The sequence below is a fragment of the Metabacillus sp. GQ13 genome, assembly GCF_059758525.1.
Genome location: NZ_JCAXET010000038.1, coordinates 1 through 12278 on the forward strand (window position 1 = coordinate 1; position 12278 = coordinate 12278).

A 12278-nucleotide genomic window follows, 5' to 3' on the forward strand; every position below is an offset into this window, starting at 1 on the left:
TGAACGATTGGGAGCAAAAAAAGAAGGGGTTCTAAGAAAAAAGTATAATGGGTTAGATTATGTTGTTTATAGTATTATTGATGAAAATTGGAATGATGTAAAAGAACATCTTGAAACATTATTGAGGAGATACAAACCAAAGGATATATCCCTAAGTTAAGATCACTTATTACCTATCTTAAAGTTTAATTGTGAAATAGTACACTTAAACTATAGGGTGCAAGAGTGGAAGAATAATATGGGTTGCTACGGCAGCCTTTTTTCTTTATCGTTCTTCAACTATAGGTCAGGATAGTTGAAGAACATTTAAGGTGTAAAGGAATTAGAGAAATTGATGTAGAATTACATATTTTTTAAACGATTCATTTAGTTAGCCACAAAAACCAAGGAATTTATAGGGGAAATAGTAGATGGATATGAAATACCCAATTGGCACTTTTCAATTTGATGATAAAATTTCTAGTAGTGTTACAAGTGTTTGGATAAATGAGATTGAAGATTTACCAAGATTATTACGAGATGCTGTAGAGGACTTAGATAATGAACAGCTTGATACAGCTTATCGTTCTGGAGGTTGGACTGTTCGACAAGTAATACATCACCTTGCAGATAGTCATATGAATGCCTACGTTCGTTTTAAATTGGCTCTTACGGAAGAAAATCCTGTAATTAAGCCATATGACGAAACGAAATGGGCGGGACTATCTGATTATAAATTGCCAATTGATACTTCACTTTTACTTCTCGAAACATTACACAAACGCTGGACCAACCTTTTACGTAGTCTAACTCCTGCTGATATGGAAAAGACATTTATTCATCCAGATTCAGGTGAGATTTCAGTAGGTAAAAATATAGGAATCTATGCTTGGCATGGTAGACACCATCTTGCACATATTACTTCCTTGTGTAATCGTAAGAGTTGGTAAAGGATTTTGTGAACGATTACACTTAAAGTAACGAGTGCAAGAGTTGAAGAATAATATGGGTTGCTACGGCAACCTTTTTTCTTTAGCGTTATTCAACTAAAGGGGCAGGATTGTTTAAGAACTGTTTTGTTATTAGTAAGTAGTGCGATAAATTATCTTAAAGATAACAAGTGGGGTGGCTCCATTGAAAAATGGTCGTGATACTGGTTTGAATTATTGGAAGTTAAATTATAAAAGAAAGTTTGTTAGAACCCTATGGATGATACCTATCGGTGTAATGGCCATAATAATGATGTACATAGCAGATTTATCTATTCAGAGAACCATTATTCTAAGTGTGCTAATTTTTGTTACTTTGATTGTGCAATTGATTTATACCTATATGAAATGGAAAAAGGAATCTAATTTTGAATAATTCTTCTTGTTCTAACGGGTGCAAGAGTTTAAGACAGGAGCTGTCGTTGAGACAGCTTTTCTTTTGAGCTAAAGGGCAGTTTAGTTGAAGAAGGAATCGGAAAATATAGAAAAGAAAACTCGCTTCATATTTGGCGAGTTTTCTTTTTTTATATGCAAATAACGAAGTTAAAACAACTGTCATGTTGGTTTATACCTCTGGGAAAGGACCTCAAAACGGGCAGGAGGATTAAAAATCCTTGACTTAGAGTAAACTCTAAGTATTACTCTTACTTTGTGTCACAAATAAAATAATAAAGAAGATATAGACATATAAGATTTCATGGAGGCGGATAAATGACATATTCTATTGGAGAATTTAGCACTTGTGCATTTCATGAGTTCATTTCCATCAAAAACTACCGAGTAATTAGGTAGTTTTTTTGTATTGTATTGAGGTGATTTGTTGTGTTGGATATTAGTTTTAAAAGCAAGAAATAAGAAGAGAAATTGCTATAGACATAGTAAAGGAAAAAAACTAGTGGAAATTTCGGGAATGATAATAGTATAATTTTCTTATATTAGAGGAACTTGAACATGCAATTATATCCAGTTAAAATATATATGTTATACCAATTTCAGCAAAAACGAAGGGGGAAGAAATCATTATGTTAGACGATCCAAATGATTACACCAATCATCCAGACGATAAAGAAGGTAATTGGGATTACGATTCAATGCCAGATCTCCAAGAATATTTCGAAAAAGACGGCAATCTTGACCAATTTAACAAGGATTATAATAAATGGGAAGAAAAACAATATGAAAAAGAAGATAAATTAAGAAAGGGGTAAGGATTATGGAAGTTAAAATTGAAAAAAATTGTCCAAGTTGTAATGGTAGTGGTTACGGTTTGAAGATGGTGGGCAATGTGATAGATGTGATGGCACTGGCGAAATAGACTAAGTGGTGAATTTAAAAAAGCAATAGACCAATTTTATTGGTCTATTGCTTTTTTTATTTGTAGATATTCATTCCAGTCCTTTCCTTTAGGCGGGAGGGCTGTTTTGGCGTTTATTTTTGCTTGTACAGTTTCTATAAATATTTTCCCGGCTGAATCGTTGTCAACGCATAGAAACACATTAGAAAGGCTTGTTACCTTAGACTTAAGACAAAATTTGTGAAGGATTGCACTTAAACAAACGAGGTGTTTTAGCTAAACGAGACCATCATTTGATGGTCCCTTTTTTACGTCCAAAAAAAATCAAGTGGATTTCGTCGATCCCTTGTGAAATGTTACACTTAAACTAACGGGTGCGTTTCTTTAAAAAGGAATGCTCTTTCGTATCCAATTAAAAGGAAGTAAATGTTATTATTATATTAAAGATGGTTGCTCTTCTATTATAGGTGGAGATAGCTTTAATACGATATATACTACTATATTAACTTTGGAGGCACACCACTTCAATGAGACTTATAACGAAATTAAGTTCTTGATATATCCCGTCAAGGACATATTATGAAACAGTGCTTTAATAAAGGAGTTGTATAAAATGAATGAAAATAAAGGTACAGAAATAAAACGCTTTTCAAAAGCAGAAAACATTCTACCTCAAATCAATAGTAAATCTAAGCTAGGCGACTTACGAAAAATCGCGAAGGACATTAAAAAAGATCACGAACTAGCTATGGAACTTTGGTCAACCGAAGAGTTTTTGCCCAGACTATTAGCAATCTTAATTATGGACAAAAAACTTCTTTCACAAGATGTGCTAAATAAGCTTGTTAAGGATATGCAGACTCACATTTTTGATGAGCGAAATAACTTAATGGATTGGTTAATGGCTAATCAGCTCACCAAAGACAAGAAGAAAATTGCATTGATGGAGTCATGGGAAAATAGTCCTTCTGCTCTTCAAAGGCGAGCTTTCTGGTATTATCAAGGGCGATTGAGATGGACTGGACAAACACCGCCTGATAACACCGCATACTTGCTATCTGCATTAGAAGCTAATATTACGCAGGAAGAACCGGAAGTTCAATGGGCTATGAATTTCACCGCAGGCTGGATAGGCGTTTATGATGAAAATAATCGTGCACGTTGTATTAAACTTGGTGAGAAAACGGGTCTTTACAAAGAAGAAATAGTAGCAAAAGGATGTACTCCCAGCTATTTGCCGGAGTTCATTACAATTGAAGTTAACAAACGACATAATAATTAGTTACCTCTGAAAAATTTATTAGGGTTTAATGCAAAAAATAAAGGAATTCAAAGCCTCAATATGAAAATTTTAATAGGCTTGGACCGAAAAATAAAGAAAACACCGCGTTTTGGCAGCTAGTTAGTGAAATATGCATGGAAGATGTAAAGGATTAACCCACTACCTCTTTTGGTCTGTAGGGCGCTTATCTTTAAGAATAACAACTTTCCAGCTGCACTGTATAACGATACTGTACATGAAATATATTTTTTAACTGCGATCGCTTTTAAAATGATCGTTTAAGGTGATAACTAATGAAAGCGGTGCAGTTGAATGACTAAGGAGAAAAAATCTCTGACACACGATAATATAATGAGGGCTCTCGATTGGTCTTATGAAAAAGCAATTAACGGGGGTATTCCGGGTTTTGATACAGCAAATGAATTGGCGGAAAACTACCTGCAAAAAGGTGGATCACTTGAAGAGCAGGTTGATAGTCTAATACGTTGGCAAAATACTAGGAGTGCAACAAGTGGCTTTTTAACAGGATTGGGTGGAATAATAACTTTGCCGGTTACAGTTCCAGCTAACTTAGCAAGTGTGCTATTGATTCAAATGAGAATGGTTGCGGCTATTGCACATATGGGTGGTTATCATTTAAAGTCTGACGAGGTAAAGTCATTTGTCTATGCTTGTTTGGCGGGGAATGGTGCTAAAGACATCTTAAAAAATACTGGTATTCAGTTTGGAAGAAAAGTTGCAGTAAGCGGTATAAAAAAAGTTCCCTTTGAAGTAATTAAAAAGATAAATCAAACAGTCGGTTTTCGCTTATTAACAAGTTTGGAGAAAAAGGAGTTATTAACTTAGGAAAAATGGTACCTCTTGCAGGTGGTATTATTGGTGGCACATTTGATGCATTCTCTACAAATACTATTGGGAAAATAGCAAAGAATCTATTCATTGGTGATAAATCGAAGTTTAGTGATAATGAGCCAACAATAATTGAAATGAAGTAATGTTTTTCAAGCTTTATAATTGGAGAGTTCAAGCGTTAGATAATAGAAGATTGTCTGTGCCATTTTAATCAAGAAATAACGGAGAGCTTTAGCTAAATAAGCCCTCTCAATTATATCCTGATCTTTTGGTGTGCAGTATATATTATAATTTATGAAGGAAGGCGGTCACTTAAAAGTGATCGTTTTTCGTATTTGACTCATACTGCGCAGTAATTAATTAACCAACTACGCATAGATTAGATACCTATCGATTAATTCTTTTCTCACCTAAATCGTTATTTGCTGGTATTATTTTTTTATGAAGATCCATTAAATTGTGAATAATTTCACTTAAACTAAAGTGGCAGGATAATTAATTAATAAAGCCACCAATATATATTGGTGGCTTTATATAGAAGACTTATTTATAACTGTGATAAGAGTCCCCACCTTAAAGTGGTCTTTTGGTTTCCGCATCAACAATAGTATGTTTCCAATACTCTTTATATTTGGTCTGAACAAAAGAAGCGAGAAAATATACTTGACGTTCGGGATGTATAGCAGGAGAAAGTTCTTGTTTAGGTTGACCAGAATGTCTCCCTGTTTTCTTTTCAAAAGTCATGAGTGCATCAGGTATTTCTTTATAAGATATTTTTCGTCTAACACTATAAGTAGCATCTTTATACTCTTTGTAATCGTTTTTTTCCATTTGTTTATAAAACTTATTTGCATTATTAAAGGATATATCTTGGTTAGCAAGATATTCAAACTCTTGAGCTAACGTTGGAATTGATAAAACAACAAACATAGTAAAAGAAATAATTAAAATAAGAAACTTCTTCACCTTCTTCACCTCCAGTCCTTTGTATTTTTCCATTAATTTAGACAACATTGCATAGAAATTAATCTTTCTTTATAAAAGAGGATTAATTGTGAAGAAATACATAAAGTAAAGGGTGCTTTAGTCCAATAAGAGAATGAATAAAACCCTCCTTTTTTATGCAACCACCAGGCTTCTTAAGAAGCTAGAAACGTTGATCAATCAACGATGTATAAAATCATGTATAAACGATAAAAAACGAACAAGAGCCAAACCCTTGATACATATGGGTTTGGCTCTTTTGCTAACTTCCTATAGTTGGCTTTATGTAAACTAGATTTGTATAGGATATTCATGTGATAATTTGAGACCTTGTTCAACTAAAGGGCCAAATTGTGGAGTAAAGGAAGAAATTATTAGAAAGTAAATCTAACCTCTAAGTGATTAAAGTAACGAGGCAATTTTATGGAGGAGAAAGGCTTATTATTATCATTCCTAGAATACCTCAGATAAAAGCTAATACAATGTATAAACATAATATGTTTACCCTACTTTACAGCATTGCCGAATTAGCGAGAGGAGTGAAATCAATGGAATTTCAAGAAATACTCGATTGGGCTTTTCAGCGCCATCTAAATCCGTTAAGCTGGTATATTCGCCCCGTTTTTTTAATCGTATTAGTCTATTTTGCATATAAACGCAGCTGGAAAGGTGTCATCGTAACCTTTGTGTTAATGATGAGCAGTATGGTCTGGTTTCCAGCACCGGAGACGATTAATCCGCAAATGCAGGCAGTTTTGAAATACGAGCAAATGCTTTTAAGTAACCCTGTTTCAGCTATTTTTACGATTGCTTTAATGATGGTTTTTGTAGCTTTAATCTTGATGGCTTTTTGGAAGCATTCACTTAAATTTGGTTTGATCATATTGAATGTTACACTCATTGGAAAGGTTATCCTGTCATTATTATTCACAGGCGAGAATGGATGGGCACCTCTAGGCAACACTATTTTTGGGCTGATTTTGGTAAACGGTATCGGTTCGTTCATAATGTATAGAAAACGAAAAAATAAATTAGTAGAGGAATAGATATCTTCATAAAAAAGCAGCAATTTGTCATTATAAGAATAAAGGAGTAGTACCGTTGTACAACGGTACTTTTTTGCTTAGCGTATATTTTTCGCGTTTCACTTATAAAAGCTAAGGTTTATTCCACAATACTAGCAAATATAAAGATGTGTATTTATTCAATTAAAGGGCGCTTTAATTAGTGCGAAATGTTTCTGACTCAAATGAAATGTGGTCACACAATTTCGGTAAAGGTCAGGCAGTTTTGGGTTCCTAAAACTGAAGGGTTATGTCGAGGAGTCGAATGAGGAGGTAACGCTCTGAAAGGCTCCCCCTGCGTCGAATAGCACGCTGTTTAGTAAGGAAAAGCGTGTTATAAGCTCGGCTAATAGGCGTGAGAATTTACCGTAACAGTCCGGCTGACGAAAGCCTACCCGATGGGGTGGTGTAAATTATGGTGCTTGGGTTGAACAAATATGGTGAGAATGCAATGAAATATAATAACAAAGTATATTGCTGGCGAACTTCTGAACGTACGGGTCTAGACGCGCATTATATAGAAATGTATTTACTACTAAATGTAGGGTTAGCTGTGGATGAGTAAGAATCAATTATATAAAAATCCATCTTGTGTTACAGGCACATGCAATGCTAACAGGCTCATAGGAAGCACCTAAGTTTGTTCTATAATAGATGTAATTCAACGTTGTAAGCTGATAACGTGGAGAGCTTACTCTCAATGAAGCGTTGGAAAGGAAAATAGCCGTGAGATTAGCGACTGTATAACTTTTCTTCATATCAGTGAAAGTGGTGGCACAGTACCGTCGAAGCGTGTAATGAACGTGGAGGGATAGCCACTAGACTAATAAAAGATTCATTCAACCATGCAAGACAGTACTTAAACGATTAATAAGGTTCTTGTAAGACTAATAGAGGTTTAGCTCCTGAAGGAGCCACCGACTTGTTAAAACGAAAGAAACTGAGGCACAATGAGTATTATGATATGCAATATCATTTTGATTCTTTATACTCTCAAAGTGCTAATGGTCAAAATTTTTATGGATTACTCGATTTAATGCAATCCGATGAAAATATTCGGTTAGCTTATCGGAATATTAAACGAAACACCGGCAGTAAAACGGCTGGATATGATGGATTAACGATTGAAGATATAAAGCGATTATCTGTATCGGAGGTCATATCGACGGTCCAACAAATGTTTGAACACTATACACCCCAAGCCGTCAGGCGGGTCTTTATTCCGAAGGTAAGTGGAAAAACACGTCCTCTAGGGATTCCGACTATTTGGGATAGGCTGTTCCAACAGTGTATTTTACAAGTGCTTGAGCCGATTTGTGAAGCGAGGTTTTATAAACATAGCTATGGTTTTAGATCAAATCGCAATACACATCATGCCAAAGCTAGATTTGAAACGCTTATCAATCGAGCGTGCTTATATCATTGCGTAGATGTTGACATAAAAGGATTTTTCGACAATGTTGACCATGCCAAATTAATAAAACAAATGTGGTCGCTTGGCATTCGTGACCAGGCACTTCTCTCCATTATTTCACGTCTTTTAAAGGCTGAAATTATTGGAGAAGGCTTCCCAAACAAAGGTACACCCCAGGGGGGTATTTTATCACCTCTTTTATCTAACATTGTATTAAATGAACTAGATTGGTGGGTTAGTAATCAATGGGAAAGTTTTGAAACTCGAAAGCTATATAAATCACAGATTGGCAGATATAATGCATTAAAACAATCGAATTTAAAACATTGCTATATCGTGAGATATGCAGATGATTTCAAAATCCTTTGTCGTACTCGTTCACAAGCAATTAAAATGTATTGTGCAGTAAAGGATTTCCTTCAAGCAAGGCTTAAGCTTGAAATTAGTGAGGAAAAGTCGAAAGTAGTTAACCTAAAGAAAAACTCTTCAGAGTTTTTAGGTTTTCGCATTAAAGCACATCAAAAGAAGACGAATAAAAGAACACTCTATGTAGCCCGTTCACATATGACCAAAAAGGCACTTGGAAATGCGCAGACAAAGATAAAACAAGCTATAAAGGCAGTCCAGAAACACCAAACAATCGAAAATGTTTGTCGATTCAATATGGTCATAATGGGTATACAGAATTATTACTCGGCTGCGTCACGCATAACGATAGACTTAAATGAGCTGAACAATCGTCTTAATAAAACATTATACAATCGTTTAAAAGAAATGAGAAAAGAAGCTACGTTTCAAGACTTCACAAAATCTTTGCAGAAACGGTATAAGGGATATGAATGTAAGCTCTACAAAATAAAAGAAATAGTACTTGTCCCAATTCATGCCCAACGCTGTAAGGTGAATCTTAACTTCTCTCAAACTATCTGTAACTATACTACCGAAGGTAGAAATAAAATTCATCAAAACTTGCGAGCAATTAACAAACAAATGCTCACTCATGTGATGAAACAATTCATACCGAGCCGTTCCATCGAATATAACGATAACCGGATTAGCCGATTTATTGCACAATACGGGAAATGTGCTGTTACAGGAATTGAATTAGGACTGAAAGATTGGCATTGTCATCATAAAACACCGTACTATCTCACAAAAGATGATTCATACGGAAACTTAACGATATTGCACAAATCTGTTCATCTTCTAATACATTTGAGAGATCAAGAGAAAATACAAGTGCTTTTAAACTCACTCAAGTTAAATGAAAAGCAACTTACAGAAGTTAATAAATTGCGCAAGCAATGTCTGAACGAAGCAATCTGATTCTACATTTCATCTTTGCATATACATAAAAATATTGAATGAGTTGGATTAGTTGGAACGCCGTATGCTGGGAAACTCGCCTGTACGGTGTGAAGTGGGGGAAAAGCTGGCGATAACGTCAAAAGCTGGCGATAACGTCAAAAGCTTACCTATCACTATAACAAGCAGCTAAAAGGATCTTCCAGCTGAACTGCACCTCCAATTGTTAGTTGTGTCTAACAATTGGGGTTCAGTTCAAATTGAAGATCCTTTTTCAGTACTGATAACTAGCTTTATGTTAACTAGATTTGTATATCATATACAAATCTAGTTGTAAAAAGCGACTGTTTTATTGGCAGTCTTTTCTCTTATATTTTTTTTGTTTTCCTTATTAATATCTTAAATATAAAACCAACGGCTAACCCTGGGATAACTCCTAACATAGGAAGCCAAACAGGTCCCAATAATATGCCTAATGGTTTGAAAGTCGATGAATAGATTAATCCAATTGTTACGAAATAAGCAGATACTACAAAGGGAAGAAAAGAGTATGGTTCCTTACCTCCTCCTGAATCTTTAAATGCATCCCACATTACAAAGAAGTATAAACAAGGATAAAACATTAACCATTGATAATTCGTTATTTCAATTGCTTGTTTTATATCCCAATGAAAACTAAAGAGTATTGCATGATTAAAATTCGACTGAACGTTAATTAAAAACTCAAGTCCTATATAAATAAATCCTTTTAGGAACTGTCTATTTAGAATTTGAGCAAAGCCTGGTAACGCGATGCTCCATAGTATACTTTCGATAACCTTATCTTTATGCATAGGATTTTTATCAATACTTATTTGCTAAATTTTCTCTATCATCAGCTAATGGTGGTTGCTCCAGCCATCCGTATTTTATCAACAGTTGTGCTCCATCCTCTGCATATAAGCCTATCTCAGCCATAAGGCGAGTGTATTCCAAAGCTAGGTCCCTTCTTTGAGAAACAGATAAACCTGCTCCATAGTATCCAGCTGCTGCAGAAACCAATATTACAATATGATTTAACATTAGTTTTTCTGAAAAGGGAGATACTGTTGAATTTGTAACTTCGGATACCCATGAAACAGGGGATGACAATTCTTCTTTAGTTAATGTAGAACTAAGTAGCCCAAATTGTTTTTCACAAATATCTTTTCCTCTTTGGAAATACTTTTGAATTTCCTTCGTTTGACAAACTTGTCCAAATCCTATTTCTAATACCACTTTAGCTAAAACTTTTATCATGTTAAAATTGATTCCACTTATTTCCACAGCGTTTAAAGGCCGTTTTTTTCCAAACCAACCAGTTAAATAACGTTGGTTATTTACAAAACTTATTTCATTAGGAGTACTAATTCTTGGAGGTTTACTGTAAATTCCTTTATTAAGCATCAACTTTACAATTTGTCCATATAACTCCATTGTTTCATTATTACATTTAACAAAGTAAGTTATTTGATCATCACGGCTTGAAGTTGCTACGGCACCAGCATATCCTGTCAATCCGAGTAATGTCATAACATGCATATAAATCAACATAAAAGTATCTGTAAATAAAGGAGGTGCATTTAGGTTAACGTCTGCTTCTTTTGTAAATCCTTTTGGAACAGGGTAGTTCTCTTTATTCAGGAATTCTGTTATTTTGTCAATATGGGATTCTGCAATGTTAAGAGCAAATTCAAGTATGTCCTTAATGTCTGTATCTTGTGCCTTATCAATTGAATGATGAAGAATACAAATCGATAAACTGTCATTCATGTATTGAGTCCAAAGATTTGCTAATTCTGCTGAAGTAAGCTGAACATTATGACTAATATTAGATTGATCGTAATTATTTTCCATTAATACCCTCCTATTCAATCCATCAAGGAATAATATCCCCAAAATAGGAAAGGAATATTAATGAACCACTAAACAATCCATCAAAAAAAGGTTAGGTACCCCTTTGTAATTATCCCCTTATAGTGGACAGTGAAAAAGAAAGGATTGTACTGTCTTCTATAAGGGGATTTTTTCATGCGAAAAATGAGAACAACCTATACAAAAGAAATTAAGCTAAAATCTATTAATTTATACCATGTTGGATTTAGCTTTTTGGCTTTTCATATCCGATTTTGTTGTTATTGATTGATGATCTTCCCTTTTTATGACAGATAAAATTCCCGTTCGTTTCAAAAATTGCATAATCAAAATCAGAAACATAAAAAATACTTTCTCTCTTAGTAAAGAATTCAATGCATCAACATCTAATCGGACTTTGCTAAGTTCCTTCTCCATGATTTGTCCTTTATTAATAAGGATTAGTGGTTCAACTTCTATAACAGTACCTTTTTGATTTTATATCAAAGAATCCTAAGGCAATGCACCAACCAACTAAAGCTATTACTCCATTAAGAACACTTTGATCTGAATTGCTGGATATAAAGTTAAAAAAAGTCATTATCTTGTAGCCAAAAGGGGAATTTACTTCTTCACCAATTAGGTACTTTAGCGAAATAAGCAAATAAAAGGATCTTCCTACTTGGAACATTAATTCTAAATAAATAGCACATACTATGGAAAGAAAAGTAAGGGGGTTATTATGAACAATCAAGTTATTTTATGGTGTGTATTTATCCTTCCATGGTTTACGCTGTTTTTTATGAAAAAGGAGGATATTAAGCGTTATATGCCTGTCGGTTTGTTTGCTGTTTTTACAAGTGCAATTATCCTTGAGGCTGGTGTTACATTTAAATGGTGGATATATAATGAAACAGCTTATCCCTTGCAAAATATTTCTTATCTTTATGGTTTAATACCAGTATCGACTATGTGGCTATTCAAGTTTACTTACGGAAGGTTTTGGGTTTTTGTAGTTTTTGATTTTTTATTAAATTTATTCTATACCTTTGGATTCGAAAATTATTTTTTGGGAAGAAGAAATATAATTCAGTTTGTAAATATTAGCCCTATGCTAGACGTCATTGCCACTTCAGCAATTGGTATTTTAATTTATGGGTTTCATAATATGTGGCAGAAGGATATTTTCATTCGTAAAGGTAAATGAAGAAAATAAACAAGAAGCAAAAAAGGATCTTCGATT

15 protein-coding genes are annotated in these 12278 nt (G+C 34.2%); 10 read left to right on the top strand and 5 right to left on the bottom strand.

Annotation, left to right across the window (positions count from 1 at the left end):
* Positions 1–410: 410 nt before the first annotated feature.
* From AC6CHR_RS24830 to AC6CHR_RS24840, 3 genes are all read left to right on the top strand, one after another.
* Positions 411–929, top strand: coding sequence for a YfiT family bacillithiol transferase (locus tag AC6CHR_RS24830; protein ID WP_498251860.1), 519 nt, complete (start codon positions 411–413; stop codon positions 927–929).
* A gap of 184 nt (positions 930–1113) precedes the next feature.
* Positions 1114–1344, top strand: coding sequence for a hypothetical protein (locus AC6CHR_RS24835; protein ID WP_498251861.1), 231 nt, complete (start codon positions 1114–1116; stop codon positions 1342–1344).
* 646 nt (positions 1345–1990) lie between these two features.
* Positions 1991–2176: a hypothetical protein gene (locus tag AC6CHR_RS24840; RefSeq protein ID WP_498251862.1), complete on the top strand. Its 186-nt coding sequence runs from the start codon at positions 1991–1993 to the stop codon at positions 2174–2176.
* A gap of 143 nt (positions 2177–2319) precedes the next feature.
* On the opposite strand, the gene AC6CHR_RS24845 is transcribed toward AC6CHR_RS24840, so the two are convergent.
* Positions 2320–2463, bottom strand: a complete 144-nt coding sequence (locus tag AC6CHR_RS24845) for a toprim domain-containing protein (protein ID WP_498251863.1) — start codon at positions 2461–2463, stop codon at positions 2320–2322.
* A gap of 412 nt (positions 2464–2875) precedes the next feature.
* Between AC6CHR_RS24845 and AC6CHR_RS24850 the strand changes: the two genes are divergently transcribed.
* From AC6CHR_RS24850 to AC6CHR_RS24860, 3 genes are all read left to right on the top strand, one after another.
* Positions 2876–3544: a DNA alkylation repair protein gene (locus tag AC6CHR_RS24850; RefSeq protein ID WP_498251864.1), complete on the top strand. Its 669-nt coding sequence runs from the start codon at positions 2876–2878 to the stop codon at positions 3542–3544.
* A gap of 312 nt (positions 3545–3856) precedes the next feature.
* On the top strand, positions 3857–4390 hold the full coding sequence (locus AC6CHR_RS24855) for an EcsC family protein (RefSeq protein WP_498251865.1): 534 nt from the start codon (positions 3857–3859) through the stop codon (positions 4388–4390).
* A 5-nt stretch (positions 4391–4395) separates the two neighbouring features.
* Positions 4396–4539 (top strand): hypothetical protein, encoded by a 144-nt coding sequence (locus AC6CHR_RS24860; protein ID WP_498251867.1) that lies wholly within the window; start codon positions 4396–4398, stop codon positions 4537–4539.
* Between the two features lie 430 nt (positions 4540–4969).
* Here the strand turns inward: AC6CHR_RS24860 and AC6CHR_RS24865 are convergent, their stop codons facing one another.
* Positions 4970–5395, bottom strand: coding sequence for a hypothetical protein (locus AC6CHR_RS24865; RefSeq protein WP_498251868.1), 426 nt, complete (start codon positions 5393–5395; stop codon positions 4970–4972).
* A 533-nt stretch (positions 5396–5928) separates the two neighbouring features.
* Here AC6CHR_RS24865 and AC6CHR_RS24870 point away from each other — a divergent pair.
* The 3 genes from AC6CHR_RS24870 to ltrA all read left to right on the top strand — a co-directional run bounded on the left by AC6CHR_RS24870 (position 5929) and on the right by ltrA (position 9184).
* The gene (locus AC6CHR_RS24870) at positions 5929–6426 is read left to right on the top strand and encodes a hypothetical protein (RefSeq protein ID WP_498251869.1); all 498 of its coding nucleotides are present in this window, start codon (positions 5929–5931) and stop codon (positions 6424–6426) included.
* A 433-nt stretch (positions 6427–6859) separates the two neighbouring features.
* The gene (locus AC6CHR_RS24875) at positions 6860–7009 is read left to right on the top strand and encodes a hypothetical protein (protein WP_498251870.1); all 150 of its coding nucleotides are present in this window, start codon (positions 6860–6862) and stop codon (positions 7007–7009) included.
* A gap of 357 nt (positions 7010–7366) precedes the next feature.
* Entirely contained in the window at positions 7367–9184 is a 1818-nt protein-coding gene (ltrA, locus tag AC6CHR_RS24880; RefSeq protein ID WP_498251871.1) for a group II intron reverse transcriptase/maturase, read from the top strand.
* A gap of 347 nt (positions 9185–9531) precedes the next feature.
* Here ltrA and AC6CHR_RS24885 read toward each other — a convergent pair whose 3' ends face one another.
* The 3 genes from AC6CHR_RS24885 to AC6CHR_RS24895 all read right to left on the bottom strand — a co-directional run bounded on the left by AC6CHR_RS24885 (position 9532) and on the right by AC6CHR_RS24895 (position 11515).
* A complete protein-coding gene (locus AC6CHR_RS24885; protein ID WP_498251872.1) occupies positions 9532–9996 on the bottom strand; it encodes a hypothetical protein in 465 nt (154 codons plus the stop codon).
* 10 nt (positions 9997–10006) lie between these two features.
* Positions 10007–11038: a DUF3231 family protein gene (locus tag AC6CHR_RS24890; protein WP_498251873.1), complete on the bottom strand. Its 1032-nt coding sequence runs from the start codon at positions 11036–11038 to the stop codon at positions 10007–10009.
* A 228-nt stretch (positions 11039–11266) separates the two neighbouring features.
* Positions 11267–11515 carry a YetF domain-containing protein gene (locus tag AC6CHR_RS24895; RefSeq protein WP_498251876.1) on the bottom strand — a complete coding sequence of 83 codons (249 nt, stop codon included), beginning with the start codon at positions 11513–11515 and terminating at the stop codon, positions 11267–11269.
* Positions 11516–11777: 262 nt separating this feature from the next.
* On the opposite strand from AC6CHR_RS24895, the gene AC6CHR_RS24900 reads away from it, so the two are divergent.
* Positions 11778–12242 (top strand): hypothetical protein, encoded by a 465-nt coding sequence (locus AC6CHR_RS24900; protein ID WP_498251874.1) that lies wholly within the window; start codon positions 11778–11780, stop codon positions 12240–12242.
* The last annotated feature ends 36 nt before the right edge of the window (positions 12243–12278 follow it).

Coding starts and splice junctions, on each gene's coding strand:
- AC6CHR_RS24830 (WP_498251860.1), top strand. CDS start 411: ATGGATATGAAATACCCAATTGGCACTTTTCAATTTGATGATAAAATT.
- AC6CHR_RS24840 (WP_498251862.1), top strand. CDS start 1,991: ATGTTAGACGATCCAAATGATTACACCAATCATCCAGACGATAAAGAA.
- AC6CHR_RS24850 (WP_498251864.1), top strand. CDS start 2,876: ATGAATGAAAATAAAGGTACAGAAATAAAACGCTTTTCAAAAGCAGAA.
- AC6CHR_RS24855 (WP_498251865.1), top strand. CDS start 3,857: ATGACTAAGGAGAAAAAATCTCTGACACACGATAATATAATGAGGGCT.
- AC6CHR_RS24860 (WP_498251867.1), top strand. CDS start 4,396: ATGGTACCTCTTGCAGGTGGTATTATTGGTGGCACATTTGATGCATTC.
- AC6CHR_RS24865 (WP_498251868.1), bottom strand. CDS start 5,395: ATGGAAAAATACAAAGGACTGGAGGTGAAGAAGGTGAAGAAGTTTCTT.
- AC6CHR_RS24870 (WP_498251869.1), top strand. CDS start 5,929: ATGGAATTTCAAGAAATACTCGATTGGGCTTTTCAGCGCCATCTAAAT.
- AC6CHR_RS24875 (WP_498251870.1), top strand. CDS start 6,860: ATGGTGCTTGGGTTGAACAAATATGGTGAGAATGCAATGAAATATAAT.
- AC6CHR_RS24885 (WP_498251872.1), bottom strand. CDS start 9,996: ATGCATAAAGATAAGGTTATCGAAAGTATACTATGGAGCATCGCGTTA.
- AC6CHR_RS24890 (WP_498251873.1), bottom strand. CDS start 11,038: ATGGAAAATAATTACGATCAATCTAATATTAGTCATAATGTTCAGCTT.
- AC6CHR_RS24900 (WP_498251874.1), top strand. CDS start 11,778: ATGAACAATCAAGTTATTTTATGGTGTGTATTTATCCTTCCATGGTTT.